The following is a 16,213-nucleotide window of genomic DNA, read 5'->3' on the forward strand; positions in this document are numbered from 1 at the left end:
CGGTGTCCGCCGAACTGAGTCAAAGCCCGAGCACCCGGGGCAGTGGGCCGCTGTGCGCGGCCGACATCGACGCGGCGGCGCAGCGAATCGCCGGGGTGGTCACCCCGACCCCGCTGGAGCTCTCCGACCGGTTGTCGGCGATCACCGGCGCCAATGTCTACCTCAAACGCGAAGACCTGCAGACCGTGCGCTCCTACAAGCTGCGCGGGGCCTACAACCTGCTCGTGCAACTGTCCGGCGACGAGATCGCCGCGGGCGTGGTGTGCTCGTCGGCCGGCAATCATGCGCAGGGCTTCGCCTACGCATGCCGCACGCTGGGCATTCGCGGCCGCGTCTACGTGCCCGCCAAGACGCCGAAGCAAAAGCGTGACCGCATCCGCTACCACGGTGGCGACTACATCGACTTGATCGTGGGCGGATCGACCTACGATCTGGCCGCCGAGGCCGCGCTCGCCGACGTCGCCCGCACCGGCGCCACCCTGGTCCCGCCGTTCGACGACCCGCGCACCATGGCCGGCCAGGGCACCATCGCCGTCGAATTTCTCGCCCAACTCGACGTCGAGCCCGATCTGGTGGTGGTTCCCGTCGGCGGCGGCGGATGCATCGCCGGCATCACCACGTATCTGGCCGAGCGGACCACCAACACGGCCGTCCTCGGCGTGGAACCGGCGGGTGCGGCGGCGATGATGGCGGCGCTGGCAAACGGTGGACCGGTCACGCTGGATGCCGTCGACCAATTCGTCGACGGCGCCGCGGTCAGCCGGGCCGGGCGGCTGACGTACGCCGCGCTGGCCGCCGCGGGCGACATGGTGTCGATCACCACCGTCGACGAGGGCGCGGTGTGCACCGCGATGCTCGACATGTACCAAAACGAGGGAATCATCGCCGAGCCCGCGGGAGCACTGTCCGTCACCGGCCTCCTGGAAGCCGACGTCGAGCCCGATTCGACGGTGGTGTGTCTGATCTCGGGCGGTAACAACGACGTGTCCCGGTACGGCGAGATTCTGGAGCGCTCGCTGGTCCATCTGGGGCTCAAACACTATTTCCTGGTCGACTTCCCGCAGGAGCCGGGCGCGCTGCGCCGTTTCCTCGACGATGTACTTGGGCCCAACGACGACGTCACACTGTTCGAATACGTCAAGCGCAACAACCGGGAGACCGGTGAGGCGCTGGTCGGTATCGAGTTGGGTTCGGCCGCCGACCTGGACGGGCTGCTGGAGCGGGTGCGCGCCACCGAGATGCAGATCGAGAAGCTCGACCCGGATTCGCCGGCGTATCGCTACCTGCTCTAGCCGGATGGCCGGCCACGGCATGCTGCCGGGCCGGCCTTCGGCGATCCGATGATCAGACTTGGCCTTTACCGTGCAGCACCGTCACGTCGCCCTGCTCGGCGAGCAGCCGCTGATAGTCGGCGAAGCCGACGGCGAAATAGCCGCCGGGCTTGCAGCCGTGCCACGCGTCCTGGTCGCCCCAGCTGTTGCGGAACAGAAGCACTTCTTCGGTGTAATCGATACCGCAGCAAAGGTATTCGTGGCCACCGGCGATGTTGCTCTGCACCAGCTTGCCGACCTTGACCAAACCGTTGTTCGGCGTGAACATGTTCTTCGTCCACAGCGTGCCGTTGATCGTCGGTGTCGTCTCGACCGCAGCCTGCAACGCGGTGAAGCTGAACGTGTGCTCGTAGCTGTCGAGGTAGCCGAGCTTGACGCCGGCCTTCGCCACGGCGAGCCCCGTCGAACCCGTGTCGTCGGGTGGGTAGCTGCCCGGGTTGCTGTCGAGGTGCGTGCCGAGTGAATAGATGGTCAGCGCGTCAGCTTCGGTCATGAACTGATTGTCGTGGGTCAGCTTCCGGGTGGCTGCGGCGAAATCGGTGTTGAGCCACTGCGATTCGGCGTTTCCGGTGCACGAGCCGACTTGGCCCTGGTTCAGGGGCCCGGTCGATGAGGCCCAGAAGGTGTTTTGCCCCTTCGGCTTGGCGTCCCGCGGGAGGTATTCGAATCGCAGCGATCGCTCGTCATGCTCGACATGACGACCGAGGCGCGGGTCCGAGGGTTCGTAGCGTCCGACCTGAATTGAGTACATTTGTCCGGCCTTTCAGTAGGCTCCGTCGATTCATTGAATTGGCGCGGGCGGCCGGAGCAGGTCCGGCACCGTGATTCAATTTGGCCCTACAGTGCTGTGCTGTAGAAGTCTTCCGCGCTGTCGATCTTCTGGCCGTGCCGTATCGCGCGGATAGAGTAGTGGGCTACTCGACTTTGGCAGACGGACGATCGACGCAGTCCCCGCCGATGCCGGTGTACGCGACCGCGGCTAGCTCAACGGCACGACCGATTCGTCGTTGGCGCGAAAGATCGGCTCCAGCGGGACGGCGAGCCGTTCGGCCATCTCGGTCAACGCCTTCGACCAGACCAGATCCACCGACGAGACCGGCCCGCGCCCGGGTCCCGACAGTAGCAACGCCACGGTGGTTCCCGGCTCTCGATCATCGAGCAGCGTGCGCAGCGCCGACATGAGGTTCCACACCACCCGGCCGCGCGGCCGGGCACGGATCGTCAGCTGGCTGAGCTGCTTGGCGAAGCACCGATCCGGCCCGATCAGCCCGAACCACAGCAGCCGCTCCTCGAAACCCAGCGGCCCCAACAACGCACGCCAGCGCTGACGCAGGTCCTCAGCGGAATACGCGGGATCGGCGGCGGTGTGAATGGGCGGGATCGGCAGCACATCGGGATGGCTCATCCGCGCATCATCAGCGGTCGCGGGCCCTGTCGGTAGTCAGTTATCCACAGCGCGCAGAATCGCAAACGAATACGGTGACAGCTCAGAGCTTTCCGCGCCGATTGTGGGCTGGCCCCAGGACAGCATCAGCTCGCCGCTGCACGGCACGTCCACCGGCTCGGCGCCCAGATTGCAGGCCACCGCCAATCGACCGCGACGCATAATGATCCAGCGGGCTTCTTCGTCGTAGTCCACCACCAGATGGTCGAGCCACGGATCGGCCAGATCGGTGTCGTTGCGGCGCAGTGTGATCAGATCGCGGTAGACCTGTAGCAGCCGCGCGTGCTCGTCGGCGTCGAGTTCGGCCCAATCGAGTTTCGAGCGCTGGAATGTCTGGGGATCCTGCGGGTCGGGAATGTCGTCGGCGTTCCAACCGTGGTCGGCGAACTCCTTCTTGCGGCCCTCGGCTGTGGCGCGTGCCAGCTCGGGTTCTGGGTGGGAGCTGAAGAACTGAAACGGTGTCGACGCCCCCCACTCTTCGCCCATGAAAAGCATTGCGGTGTAGGGCGACGTGAGGACCAGCGCCGCCTTGACGGCGAGCTGGCCGGCGGTGAGGTTCTGCGACGGTCGGTCACCCAGAGCGCGGTTGCCGACCTGGTCGTGGGTGCAGGTGTAGGCCAGCAGCCGGGTTGCCGGAATCGTCGACGTGTCCAGTGGCCGGCCGTGCCGGCGTTGCCGGAACGACGAGTAGGTGGCTGCGTGGAAGAAGGCGTGGCGCAACGTCTTTGCCAGCGTCGCCAGCGACCCGAAGTCGGCGTAGTAGCCCTGGCGTTCGCCGGACACCGCGGTGTGGATGGCGTGGTGGATGTCGTCATCCCACTGCGCGGTCATCCCGTAGCCTCGCTCGGAGCGGTGGGTGATCATCCGCGGGTCGTTGAGGTCGCTCTCGGCGACCAGCGACAGCGGCCGACCGAGTTGCTCGGCGAGCGCGTCGGTTTCGCACGCCAGCTCCTCGAGCAGGTGGATCGCGGTGGTGTCGAACAGCGCGTGTACGGCGTCCAGGCGCAGCCCGTCGGCGTGGAAGTCACGCATCCAGCGCAGCGCGCACTCGATGATGTAGCGGCGTACCTCGTCGGACCCGGCGTCGGCGATGTTGATGCCTTCGCCCCACGGGTTGCTGGCCGATGACAGGTAGGGCCCGAACTTCGGCAGGTAGTTGCCGGATGGGCCGAGGTGGTTGAACACCGCGTCGATCAGCACGCCGAGACCGCGGCGGTGGCACGCGTCGACGAACCGGACCAGGCCGTCGGGTCCGCCGTAGGGCTCGTGGACGGCGTACCACAATACGCCGTCATAACCCCAGCCGTGAGTTCCGGAGAACGCGTTGACCGGCATCACCTCGACGAAGTCGACGCCGAGACCGACCAGGTAGTCCAGCTTCTCGATCGCCGCGTCGAAGGTGCCGGCCGGCGTGAACGTGCCGATGTGCAGCTCGTAGATCACCGCGCCCTGCACCGAGCGGCCGGCCCAGTCGCCGTCCGTCCACGCATCCGGCGCGGGCTGCCACAGCTGCGAACGGTCGTGCACCCCATCGGGTTGGCGCGGCGATCGCGGGTCGGGCAACAGCGTCGCGTCGTCGTCGAGCAGATATCCGTAACGCGCATCCGGGGCGGCGTCGACGGTGGCTCGCCACCAGCCGTCGGGACCCCGCGTCATCGGCGACACCGCGCCGTCGACGTCGAGGCGGACTGTGTCCGGTTTCGGTGCCCACACCGCGAATTCAGGCATCGGTGCGCTCCAGCAACGCCACCGGCAGATCGGCGAACAACCTCGAGGCAGGCGTGGCGCCGCTGACCGTGGCGCCGGTCAGCACGTCGGTCCATGAGCCGTCCGGAAGCGTGAGACTTGTCTCACCCCAGCCATTTTGCTCGAGATGCACCGTCCAGCGGGTGACCGCGACCAGCACATCGTCGGCACGCCGGAACGCCACCACATGGTTCGCCGAAGCGCCGTCGGCAAGCACCGGACGGTAGGAGCCGCCCACGAAGCTGTCCGGGCGAGCACGCCGCAGCTGCAGAGCGGCTTGGACGACTCGAAGCTTCTTGTGCTGCAGCGACTTCAGCGCCTCACGCCGGGCGGTGTAATCCACCTGCCGCCGGTTGTCCGGATCGACCAGGCTGTCGTCCCACAACTCGGTGCCCTGATAGATGTCCGGGATTCCGGGCACGGTGAGCGACAGCAGCTTCTGGCCCAGCGCGTCGTTCTCGGCATGCGATTCGAGCCGGGCCAGCAGGTTGGTCAGCTCACGCGCCACCGGGCCGTCGAGCACGGCGTCGAGCCAGCTGTGCACAGCATCCTCGAATTCGGCGTCGGGGTCGTTCCACGTCGTGTGCCATGCAGCTTCGCGGATCGCTTTCTCGGCGTACGCGTGTAGCCGGTCGCGCAGCTCCGCGGTCACCTTTCCGCCGGCCGGCCACACACCGAAGATGTTCTGCCACAGGAATAGTCCTGTGGCGGGGTCGGGGGAGAGGACAATCTTCTCCCAGCGGCTGACAAACTCCGTCCACAATGACGGCACCTGCGACAACACGCCGATGCGGGCCCGGACGTCCTCGCCGCGTTTGGTGTCGTGGGTGGTCAGCGTCGTCATGGTGTGCGGCCACAGTTGGGCTCTGGTCGCGGCGCGGTGATGGAATTCGGCTAGCCCGACGCCGAAGTCCTGCGGTTCGCCACCGACTTCGTTCAGTGACACCAGCCGCGCGTCGCGGTAGAACAGGCAGTCCTCGACGGCTTTGGCGGTGACGGCGCCGCACAACTGCTGCAGTCGCACCGCCGGCTCGCCACCGCCGGCCAGCGCGGCGGCGACCAGTTGCAGCGGAACGTCGAATTGCGGTGTCGCAGCGCGGGTTGCCGCCAGCGCCGTGGGCAGGATCGCGGCCAGGCTGAGGTAGTCGCTGCGATAGACGTCGATGTGCGTCAGCAGCGCCGCCACCGCGGCGGGCAGTTGCGGGTGGTCGGCGCCGGCCGCTGCGACGATGCAGCGACGCAGCCGGCTCAGCTCACTGCCCAGCGTCTCGGTCGCCGCCGTCACCTTGAGGTCGGCCAGCATCGGTGCGATCTGCCCGTAGTCGAACCCGGCGGATGCCATCAACTCGGTCAGCGCCTGCTGCCCGGTCGGGTCGACGAACACCCCGCCGACTTCCCGCAGCGCGTCGTAGCCCGTCGTGCCGGCGATCGGCAGCGTCGGCTCCAGCGCCTCGTCGACGGCGAGGATCTTCTCGATCACGATCCAGGCGTCGGGCCCGCACAGTTCACGCAGCCTGAGCAGATACCCCGACGGGTCCGCCAGACCGTCGGGGTGGTCGATGCGCACTCCGTCGACGAGTCCCTCGGCGAACCAGCGGCCCACCTCGGCGTGGCTGGTGTCGAACACCGCCGGATCCTCCTGCCGCAGGCCGGCCAGCGAGGTGATCGAAAAGAAGCGGCGATAACCGGTCACCCCGTTGCGCCAGCCGATCAGACGGTAGTGCTGCCGGTCGTGCACCTGCTGGCCGCTGCCTTCGCCGGTGCCCGGCGCGATCGGCAACGCCAAATCGCCGAGCCGCAGCAGATCTCCGTCCACCGTGAGATCGGCGGCGTCGTCGTCGGAACCGAGCAGCGGCAACACGATCCGGCCATTGTTGAGGTCCCAGTCGATGTCGAAGAACGACGCGTACGCCGAGGATCGGCCGTGCCGCAGCACATCCCACCACCACGGGTTCTGTTCCGGCTTGTCCACGCCGACGTGATTGGGTACGACGTCGACGATCAGGCCGATACCGCGGGCGCGCGCCGCGCCCGACAGCCGCGCCAATCCCTCCGGCCCGCCGAGTTCGGCTGACACCGTGGTCGGGTCGGTCACGTCGTAGCCGTGCGGCGAGCCTTCGACCGGAGTCAGGATCGGCGACAGGTACAGATGTGACACCCCGAGGTCGTCGAGGTAGTCCAGCAGTTGCTCGGCGTCGGCGAAGGTGAACCCGAACCCGCTCGACGGACCCCTCAGCTGCAACCGATAGGTCGCCAGCACCGGAAAAGGCATGCGCTACTGCGTCTTACGAAAGACGAGCAACGTACGTGCGGGCAGCGAGACCGCATCACCGTCGTTCACGACCAGCTTCACCTCGCCGGTGGGATCGGTGGTGTCGAGCTCCGCCGTCCACTCCTTGGCGTAGTCGTCATGAGGTATCACGAAGTCCACCTCGTGGTCATGGGCGTTGAAGCACAACAGAAATGAGTCGTCGACGACTCGCTCGCCGCGCAAGTTGGGTTCGGGCAGTGCCTCGCCGTTGAGGAACACCGCGATGCTCCGACCGAACTGGCTGTCCCAGTCCTCGGCGGTCATCTCCTCGCCCGCCGATGTCAGCCATGCGATGTCGCGGACCTGGTCGGCGCTGCGGATCGGGCGGCCCTCGAAAAACCGGCGGCGGCGGAACACCGGGTGCTTCTTGCGCAGCAAGGTCGCTTTGCGGGTGAAGGCCAGCAGGTCGCTGTTCTTGTCCACCAAAGACCAATCCATCCACGACAATTCGGAATCCTGGCAGTACACGTTGTTGTTGCCGTGCTGGGTACGGCCGATCTCGTCGCCGTGGGTGACCATCGGAGTGCCCTGGCTCAACATCAGCGTCGCCATGATGTTGCGCATCTGCCGGCGGCGCAGGTCGAGGATCTCCGGGTCGTCGGTCGGCCCTTCCACACCGCAGTTCCAGGAGCGGTTGTGGCTCTCGCCGTCGCGGTTGTCCTCGCCGTTGGCTTCGTTGTGCTTCTCGTTGTAGGACACCAGATCGTTGAGGGTGAACCCGTCGTGGGCGGTGACGAAGTTGATGCTGGCGCCCGGACGCCGTCCGGTCGCCTCGTAGAGGTCCGACGACCCGGTCAGCCGGGACGCGAATTCGCCAAGTGTCGCGGGCTCGCCCCGCCAGTAGTCACGCACAGTATCGCGATACTTCCCGTTCCACTCGGTCCACAAACCCGGGAAGTTGCCGACCTGGTAGCCGCCCTCGCCGACGTCCCACGGCTCGGCGATCAGCTTGACCTGGCTGACGATCGGATCTTGTTGCACCAGATCGAAAAACGCGCTCAGCCGGTCGACGTCGTAGAACTCGCGGGCCAGTGTGGAGGCCAGGTCGAAGCGGAAGCCGTCGACGTGCATCTCGGTGACCCAGTACCGCAGCGAGTCCATGATCAGCTGCAGTGTGTGCGGGTGGCGGGCGTTGAGGCTGTTGCCGGTACCGGTGAAATCCTTGTAGAGCCGCAGATCTTCGTCGACGAGCCGGTAGTAGGCGGCGTTGTCGATGCCGCGGAAGTTGATCGTGGGCCCGAGCTGGTTGCCTTCCGCGGTGTGGTTGTAGACGACGTCGAGGATGACCTCGATGCCCTGCTCGTGGAACGCCCGGACCATGGACTTGAATTCCGGCACCGCGCCGCCGGCCTGGGGATTGGCGGCGTATTGGCTGTGCGGGGCGAAGAATCCGAAGGTGTTGTAGCCCCAGTAGTTTCGCAGGCCCAGATCCAGCAACCTGCTGTCGTGCATGAATTGATGCACCGGCATGAGTTCGATCGCGGTGACGTTCAGCGACTTGAGGTGTTCGATGATCGCGGGGTGAGCCAACCCGGCGTAGGTGCCGCGCAGGGCCTCGGGGATCGCGGGATGGGTTTGCGTCATGCCCTTGACGTGAGCCTCGTAGATCACCGTCTCGTGATACGGCGTGCGTGGCGCGCGATCGGTCGCCCAGTCGAAGAACGGATTGATCACCACGCTGGTCATGGTGTGGCCGCGGGAGTCGACCTGCGGCGGAGTGCCGGTCTCGGCGGGGTCCTCGGCCACCGCGGCCAGGTCGTAGGAGAACAACGCCTGACCGAAGGTGAACTCGCCGTCGAAGGACTTGCCGTACGGGTCGAGCAGCAGCTTGCTGGGATCGCACCGGTGGCCCGCCGCCGGGTCGAACGGTCCGTGCACCCGGAAGCCGTAGCGCTGCCCCGGGCTGACGTTCGGCAGATACGCGTGCCAGACGTAGCCGTCGACCTCGTCGAGGCAGATACGAGATTCCTCGCCCTTGTCGTCGATCAGGCATAGCTCGACCTTGTCGGCGATCTCGGAGAACACGGCGAAATTCGTGCCACCGCCGTCGAAATTGGCGCCCAGTGGATAGCTGCTGCCGGGCCATACGGTGATCAGCGCGGGTGGCGTTCCTGCAGCGCCACTATTCGGGTGTGACGGGGCCATCACTCGACCTTAGTGGCGACGCACCGGATCTTGCCGTGCGGGCGCGAGTGGTGGTCACCACCAACCGGTGGCCGCCGCCATCTGTCGGCCCAGCTCGTTGGTCAGAGTGCGCACGTAGGTGGCCGACAGGTGATGAGCGTCGTGATACACCAACACATTTCCCTCGACCGCCCGACAGATGTCGCGGCGACAGACGGCGTCGCTCATGTCCAGCGGTTTGAGCAACGGGAACTGGCCGACGAAATCCAGGGTGGTGTTGCGGTCGGACAGCACTTCGGAGCGTTTGATGCCGCACGACTGCGCGTCGCCGCCCTTGGCCAGGCAGTCCGACGGGTTGAACGGCTGCCCGTCCTTGACCAGCCACGGGGTGTCGCGCATGGCGAGGATCGGAATGTTGTTGTCGGAGAACGCCTGCCAGATCCCGACGTAGGTGCCCGGCATGACGTCGCCGGGTTTGATGTTCCACGGCCGGGTCGACGTGGTGAACACGAAGTCGGGGTGGTCGGCGATCACCTTGGCCATCGCTTTGGGCACCCAGTCGCGGCATTGCGGGTAGGGGTCGTTGTTGCCCATCACCCGCGGCATCGTCTCGGTGGACAGTGCGCAGCCCATCTTGAGGTAGGTGACGACCCTGAACTGGTGTTTGCGGCCCAGGATGTCGAGCGCCGTCAGCCAGTGTTCGGCATGCGAGCCGCCGGCCAGCGCGATGGTCCGGGTGGCCTTCCGGTCGCCGTAGGCGCAGGTGATGACCGACGTGTCGTAGAAGTCGCTGATGCAACCATCACGAGTGGACGGCGGGTAGTCCTCCTGGGCTTCCAGCACCGTCGGCCGCATCCGCAGGGCCGGCACCCGCAGGTGGTCGATCAAGGCGCGCGCGCCGGGATAGTCGTTCGGGTTCAGCGTCAGCAGTTCTTTGCCGTCGGCGCGTGCGACGTTGACATGCTCACGCCAGGTGAACGCCGTCGCGGTGAGCGTGACGCCGAGCAACGCGATCACCGAGCCCAGCACCATCGTTGGTCGGCGTAGCCGTCGTCGCCAGGGGATCACCGGCGCTGCCGTGGCTTGGGTCGGCCCGCGATGCCGCAGCGGCTCCTCGACGAACCGGTTGGTCAGATAGGCCAGCACACCCGAGATCAGCAGTACGCCGGCGCCGTCGACGAAGTTGGCGTGCGCGTGGCCGGAGTAGGCGAGCCAGAAGATCAGCAACGGCCAGTGCCACAGGTACAGCGAATAAGCGATGTCGCCCAGCCGCACCAGCGGTCTCGTCGCGAGAAGCCGGTTGGGCAGCGGCAAGGAGTCGCCGGTCGCGCGGTTCGCGCCGGCCAGGATGAACAGCAGCGTCGCACCGACGGGGACCAGCGCCCACGGCCCCGGGAACTGCTTGACGCCGTCGATGAGTGCGCCGCAGGACAACACCGCGAGCAAGGCGACGGTCGCGGCCGCGGTGCGCAGCCACATCGGCCAGCGCACGTAGGGGACCAGGGCCCCGGCGAGCGCCCCCAGCAGCAACTCCCACGCCCGGGCGAAGCTGTTGTAGTACGCGGTCGACTGCTGGGCCTGGTGGGCGATGATCGCGTAGACGAACGACGCCGCCGTCAGCCCGGCGAGCAACACCACGAACGCCGTCCGGAGCCGGCCGGCGAGGCGACGGCGGAACAGAACGGCGAACCCGAACACCAGCGCCAGGAAGGCGACGTAGAACTGGCCCTGCACCGACATCGACCAGATGTGCTGCAACGGGCTGACCGATTCACCGGCCCGCAGGTAGTCGGCCACCGTGCCGGCCAACTCCCAGTTCTGGTAGTAGCCGAGGCTGGCCAGGCTCTGGTCGGCAAACGTTTCCCAGCGGGTTTCAGGCTGAATGAGGACGGTCAGCACCGCGCAACCGGCCAACACCACCACCAGGGCCGGCAGCAGTCGGCGCACCAGCCGTACGACCTCAGGTAGCGGCGAAAGAGACGACGCCGGATTGAGCGCCGTGCGCAGCAGTTTGCCGCCGAAGAAAAATCCCGACAAGGCCAGGAATACGTCCACCCCGCCGGAGACCCGTCCGAACCACACATGGAACATCGCGACCAGTGCGATCGCAATACCGCGCAGCCCGTCGAGATCGTGACGATAGAACCCGGCTTTGCGGTTTCCCGCAGCGGATTGGGAGGTGTCCGAAACGGCGGCGACGGCCGAACGGGTCGGGGAGACGGTCAACATGATTGACAGACAATCTACCCAACCCGCAGGCCGTCACGGGTGGCCGAGAAGCGGCGTCAGGACTCCAGGATGCGGGTGAGGTAAGGCACCATCTCGGTCGTGCGCGCCGGCGTGACCGTGACCGCGGGTTCGGTGGCCTCGATCATCTGGTTGTTGCCGAGATACATCGCCACACTCTGAGTGCCGCCCGGCCCGTAGCAGAGCAGATCGCCAGGGCGGGCCTGAGCCGGTGGGACTTTGCGGCCGACGTTGCACTGCTCCGCCGAGGTCCGAGGCATCTTGACGCCGGCGCCGGCGTAGGCGTACTGGATCAGGCCCGAGGCGTCGAAGCCGACGATGTTGGCGTTCAGCCCGGTGCCGCGGGTGGGCCCTGTGGCGTTGCCGCCGCCGTACAGGTACGGCACATTGCGCTGCGACAGCGCCCGCTGAATCGCGTAGTTCACCGACTGCTGGTAGCCGACCAGGGTGGGGCCGGTCGGGTCGGCGCCCGCGACGTCGGGGTTGGCCATGGGAAGCGTCAGCAACAGGGCCAGGCTCAGCGGGACGGCGTAGCTGCGTTTCATGTCGATCACCTCTCTGTGGCGTCAGCGCGGTGACTTCGCGCGTCCGCCGCCGTTCCGTCCGATCCACCGCGGGGCGTCATGCGCCGGCCCGCCCCGGTGGGGGCCGCACGCCGCGTCGTCGCCGACGAGCGCCCGATGGTGAACCGATGAATTCACAGCAGTCACTATGGACACTGTGGCAACAAATGACTGCGGGGGCCACCCCATAAGCGCTGGAAGCGGGATTTTTTGTCGTACCGTGACCGAACGGTGACCGCTCGTCGGTCAGAGCGTCAATCCGCCGCTCGCAGTTGTGATTTGGCTCTCACCCAGCGACGGATTCGCCGTGCCAATAGGTGCCGCTGTAGGCGGTCAACAGCGAGCCGGCGACCGAGCAGAACAGCACGATGACGATCGCCAAAAGCGGCCAGAACGACAGGTACCAACCTTTGAGCAGCGACACCAGCGGCCCGACCAACGCCGCGGCGACCGCCGCGCCGATTCCGCCCCACACCACCGGGTAGATGTAGAAGTCGACGCCGAACGGCACGGGCGGGCAATCCTCACCGGTGCAGACGTCCTTGAGGAAGCCGAACAGCATCGAATACCAGTCCGTCCCAAAGACGATGAACACCAGCAGCGCCGACAACGCGAGCAGCGCGCAGACGTCCCAGGGGACCAGTCGCAGCCGCAGCACCGGCGGCGGGGACTCGGATTGTTGCGGGGCGACCATCGTGGCTCAATGCTGCCCGATACCCGGGTTTTCCGCGAGCGAACGCGCTGCGTGGCGGGCTTGATCGGCTGCTTTACCCTCAATCGTTATGGCCGCGGCGACTCCTGGGCTCACGCCCGAGCAGATCAGCGCGATCGACGCGGCTCATCTGTGGCACCCGTACAGCACGATCGGCGCCGAGGCGGTAGCCCCCGTCGTCGCCGTGGGTGCCCGCGGCGCGTGGCTCACCCTGGTTCGCGACGGTGCCGAGGTCGAGGCGATCGACGCGATGAGCTCGTGGTGGACAGCCATCCACGGCCACGGCCACCCGGTGCTGGACGCCGCGCTCACCACGCAGCTGTCGACGATGAACCACGTCATGTTCGGCGGGCTCACCCACGAGCCCGCCGCCCGGCTGGCGCAGCTGCTGGTTGACATCACCCCGGCGGGGTTGGAGACGGTGTTCTTCAGCGACTCCGGGTCGGTGTCGGTGGAGGTCGCCGCGAAGATGGCGCTGCAGTACTGGCGCAGCCGCGGTAAACCCGGCAAATACCGCCTGATGACCTGGCGCGGCGGCTACCACGGCGACACTTTCACGCCGATGAGCATCTGCGACCCGGACGGCGGCATGCACTCGCTGTGGAGCGATGTGCTGGCCCGGCAGGTGTTCGCCCCGCAGGTGCCGCGCGACTACGACCCCGCCTACAGCGCGGCGTTCGAAGCGCAGCTGGCCCGCCACGCCGACGAACTCGCGGCGGTCGTCGTAGAGCCGGTGGTCCAGGGCGCCGGCGGCATGCGCTTCCACGACCCGCGCTACCTGACCGACCTGCGGCAGATCTGCGACCGCCACGACGTGCTGTTGGTCTTCGACGAGATCGCCACCGGCTTCGGCCGAACCGGTGAATTGTTCGCCGCCGACCACGCCCACGTCAGCCCCGACGTCATGTGCGTCGGCAAGGCCCTGACCGGCGGCTACCTCAGCATGGCCGCGACGCTGTGCACGACCGACGTCGCGCACACCATCAGCTCCGGCGAGGCGGGCGCGCTGATGCACGGCCCGACGTTCATGGCCAACCCGCTGGCCTGCGCGGTGTCGGTGGCCGCGGTCGAATTGCTGCTCGGTCAGGATTGGCGCTCGACGGTGGCCGAGATCAGCGCGGCGCTGACGACGGGCCTGCAACCCGCGCGGGAGCTGGACGGGGTGACCGACGTGCGGGTGTGCGGCGCGATCGGCGTCATCGAATGCGACCGCCCCGTCGACCTGGCGATCGCCACGCCCGCCGCACTGGACCGCGGAGTGTGGCTGCGGCCGTTCCGCAACCTGATCTATGCCATGCCGCCGTTCATCTGCACCCCCGGGGAGATCGCCCAGGTCACCTCGGCGATGGTGGAGGTCGCCCGTCGCACCGGTTCTCGTAGGCTCTAGTGCAATGACGCAGATCGAAACCTCACCGCTGGCCTGGCTGGACGCGCACGCCCAGCAGCGCCGGGAAGCCGGGCTGCGGCGGGCGTTGCGGCCGCGTCCGGCCGTGGCGACCGAACTCGATCTGGCGTCCAACGACTACCTCGGCTTGTCGCAGCACGCGGACGTCATCGACGCCGGGGTGGATGCGCTGCGCACCTGGGGTGCGGGTGCCACCGGCTCACGGCTGGTCACCGGCAACACCCAGCTGCACGAAGAGCTCGAGTCGACGCTCGCCGAATTCGTCGGCGCGCCAGCGGGTTTGGTGTTCTCGTCGGGTTACACCGCGAACCTGGGTGCGGTTGTCGGACTGTCCGGCCCGGGTTCGCTGCTGATTTCCGACGCGTCCTCACACGCGTCGTTGATCGACGCGTGTCGGCTCTCCCGAGCCCGGGTGGTGGTGACCCCGCACCGCGACGTCGACGCCGTCGACGCGGCCTTGTCGTCGCGCGACGAGGAGCGGGCCGTCGTCGTCACCGAGTCGATCTTTTCCACCGACGGAGCGCTGGCCCCGGTCCGCGAACTGCACGACGTGTGCCGTCGGCACCGCGCGCTGCTGATCGTCGACGAGGCGCACGGCCTGGGGGTACGCGGCGGTGGGCGCGGGTTGCTGCACGAGCTGGGCCTGGCCGGTGCGCCCGACGTGGTGATGACCACCACGCTGTCGAAAGCGCTGGGCAGCCAGGGCGGCGCGGTGCTCGGCTCGGCCGCGGTGCGCGATCACCTGATCGACTCGGCCCGTACGTTCATCTTCGACACCGGCCTGGCGCCGGCCGCGGTCGGCGCCGCGCTGGCCGCGCTGCGGGTGCTGGCCACCGAGACCTGGCGGCCGGCCGCGGTGCTGCAACACGCCGCCACGCTGGCACAGATCTGCAACGTGCGCTCGGCGCCGCAGTCGGCGGTGGTGTCGGTGATCCTCGGCGAACCCGAGGTGGCGCTGGCGGCCGCGACGGCCTGCCTGGACGCCGGCGTGCGGGTGGGCTGCTTCCGGCCGCCGACGGTGCCCGCGGGCACGTCCCGGCTGCGTCTGACCGCGCGGGCGTCGCTGGAACCCGACGACCTCGCACTGGCTCGCACGGTGCTGACCGACGTGCTCAGCGCCGCACGGCGTTGACGGTCCTGGTCGTCACCGGGACCGGGACCGGGGTCGGTAAGACGATCGCCACCGCGGCCCTGGCATCGGCCGCCCGGCAGGTCGGCATCGACGTCGCGGTGTGCAAACCCGTGCAGACCGGCACCGCCGCCGGCGATGACGACCTCGCCGACGTGACCCGGTTGACCGGGCTGGCCAAGGTGGTCGGGCTGGCCCGTTACCCGCAGCCGCTCGCGCCGCTGGCCGCCGCCGAGCAGGCCGGCAGATCGCTGCCCACCCGCCGCACCGTGCTCAAACTCATCCGCGCGATCGACCATCCGGGGCAGTTGACCTTGGTCGAAGGTGCCGGCGGCCTGCTGGTCGAACTCGCCAGCGGCGGCGTGACGCTGCGTGATCTCGCGGCCGACCTCGGAGCCGCTGTCCTGGTGGTGGCCACTGCCGAGCTCGGCACCCTCAACCACACCGCGCTGACGGTGGAATCGCTTGCCGCACAGCAACTTTCGTGCGCCGGGCTGGTGATTGGCAACTGGCCGTCGCAACCGGGGGTGGTGGAGACCACCAACAGGTCGGCGCTGGCCCGGCTGGCTCCGCTCACCGCCCCGCTGCGTGCGGCGCTGCCCGCCGGGGCGGGATCGATGAGCACCGCCGAGTTCACCGCGATGAGCGCGCACGCGTTCGACCGTCGTTGGCTGGCCGCGCTGGTCGGCTGATGGTCCACTCGATCGAGCTGCTCTTCGACCCCGACACCGAGGCCGCGGTCCGCGCGATCTGGGGCGACCTGGCCGCCGCGGATATCCCCAGCCGAGTTCCGACCGGCCGGCCGCATGTGACGCTGGCGGTGGCCGAGCGGATCGCGCCGGACGTCGACCCGCTGCTGCATTCGGTCAAACGACAGCTGCCGCTCGCCTGCACCGTCGGGGCACCGCTGCTGTTCGGCCGCGCCAACGCGGTGCTGGCCCGGCTCATCGTGCCGTCGGCCGAGCTGCTCGCACTACACGCCGAGGTGCACCGACTGTGCGGCCCGTATCTGCTGCCCGGCCCGTTGCCGAACAGCCTGCCGGGCCAATGGACGGCGCACGTGACGGTGGCCCGCCGGGTCGGGGGACCTCACCTCGAAAGCGCGTTCCGGTTGGCGGGTCACCCGCCGGAGATTCACGGCACAGTGGCCGGTCTGCGGCGCTGGGACGGCACCGAACGCGTCGAATACCCGATCCGCTGA

At 67.9% G+C, this 16,213-nt stretch carries 13 protein-coding genes; 5 read left to right on the forward strand and 8 right to left on the reverse strand.

What is annotated here, in order from left to right; translation table 11 throughout:
- Positions 1-2 precede the first annotated feature (2 nt).
- Positions 3-1,292: a threonine ammonia-lyase gene (gene ilvA, locus G6N27_RS02905; RefSeq protein ID WP_163774996.1), complete on the forward strand. Its 1,290-nt coding sequence runs from the start codon at positions 3-5 to the stop codon at positions 1,290-1,292.
- Positions 1,293-1,344: 52 nt separating this feature from the next.
- Here the strand turns inward: ilvA and G6N27_RS02910 are convergent, their stop codons facing one another.
- The 8 genes from G6N27_RS02910 to G6N27_RS02945 all read right to left on the reverse strand — a co-directional run bounded on the left by G6N27_RS02910 (position 1,345) and on the right by G6N27_RS02945 (position 12,460).
- Positions 1,345-2,082: a hypothetical protein gene (locus G6N27_RS02910; RefSeq protein WP_163774997.1), complete on the reverse strand. Its 738-nt coding sequence runs from the start codon at positions 2,080-2,082 to the stop codon at positions 1,345-1,347.
- Between the two features lie 228 nt (positions 2,083-2,310).
- The gene (locus G6N27_RS02915) at positions 2,311-2,736 is read right to left on the reverse strand and encodes a hypothetical protein (RefSeq protein WP_163774998.1); all 426 of its coding nucleotides are present in this window, start codon (positions 2,734-2,736) and stop codon (positions 2,311-2,313) included.
- Between the two features lie 36 nt (positions 2,737-2,772).
- Entirely contained in the window at positions 2,773-4,503 is a 1,731-nt protein-coding gene (gene treZ, locus G6N27_RS02920) for a malto-oligosyltrehalose trehalohydrolase (protein WP_163774999.1), read from the reverse strand.
- The gene (treY, locus tag G6N27_RS02925) at positions 4,496-6,793 is read right to left on the reverse strand and encodes a malto-oligosyltrehalose synthase (RefSeq protein WP_163775000.1); all 2,298 of its coding nucleotides are present in this window, start codon (positions 6,791-6,793) and stop codon (positions 4,496-4,498) included. The genes treZ and treY overlap by 8 nt, the downstream gene beginning before the upstream one ends.
- 3 nt (positions 6,794-6,796) lie before the next feature.
- On the reverse strand, positions 6,797-8,977 hold the full coding sequence (gene glgX, locus G6N27_RS02930; RefSeq protein WP_163775001.1) for a glycogen debranching protein GlgX: 2,181 nt from the start codon (positions 8,975-8,977) through the stop codon (positions 6,797-6,799).
- Positions 8,978-9,031: 54 nt separating this feature from the next.
- Positions 9,032-11,185 carry an acyltransferase family protein gene (locus G6N27_RS02935; RefSeq protein ID WP_163775002.1) on the reverse strand — a complete coding sequence of 718 codons (2,154 nt, stop codon included), beginning with the start codon at positions 11,183-11,185 and terminating at the stop codon, positions 9,032-9,034.
- 56 nt (positions 11,186-11,241) lie between these two features.
- Complete coding sequence (gene ripD, locus G6N27_RS02940; protein WP_163775003.1) at positions 11,242-11,748, reverse strand: NlpC/P60 family peptidoglycan-binding protein RipD; 507 nt, start codon at positions 11,746-11,748, stop codon at positions 11,242-11,244.
- 304 nt (positions 11,749-12,052) lie between these two features.
- Positions 12,053-12,460, reverse strand: coding sequence for a hypothetical protein (locus G6N27_RS02945; protein ID WP_179963337.1), 408 nt, complete (start codon positions 12,458-12,460; stop codon positions 12,053-12,055).
- A gap of 88 nt (positions 12,461-12,548) precedes the next feature.
- Here G6N27_RS02945 and G6N27_RS02950 point away from each other — a divergent pair, with 88 nt between their 5' ends.
- Genes G6N27_RS02950 through G6N27_RS02965 form a run of 4 tightly spaced genes read left to right on the forward strand, consistent with a single transcriptional unit; the run spans position 12,549 to position 16,213 of the window.
- Positions 12,549-13,865, forward strand: coding sequence for an adenosylmethionine--8-amino-7-oxononanoate transaminase (locus G6N27_RS02950; protein ID WP_163775004.1), 1,317 nt, complete (start codon positions 12,549-12,551; stop codon positions 13,863-13,865).
- Positions 13,866-13,869: 4 nt separating this feature from the next.
- Complete coding sequence (locus G6N27_RS02955; RefSeq protein ID WP_163775005.1) at positions 13,870-15,015, forward strand: 8-amino-7-oxononanoate synthase; 1,146 nt, start codon at positions 13,870-13,872, stop codon at positions 15,013-15,015.
- Complete coding sequence (gene bioD, locus G6N27_RS02960) at positions 15,012-15,704, forward strand: dethiobiotin synthase (RefSeq protein ID WP_163775006.1); 693 nt, start codon at positions 15,012-15,014, stop codon at positions 15,702-15,704. The genes G6N27_RS02955 and bioD overlap by 4 nt, the downstream gene beginning before the upstream one ends.
- A complete protein-coding gene (locus G6N27_RS02965) occupies positions 15,704-16,213 on the forward strand; it encodes a 2'-5' RNA ligase family protein (RefSeq protein ID WP_163775007.1) in 510 nt (169 codons plus the stop codon). Before bioD ends, G6N27_RS02965 begins: the two co-directional genes overlap by 1 nt.

This window comes from Mycobacterium cookii, from assembly GCF_010727945.1.
Classification (GTDB): Bacteria; Actinomycetota; Actinomycetes; order Mycobacteriales; family Mycobacteriaceae; genus Mycobacterium; species Mycobacterium cookii.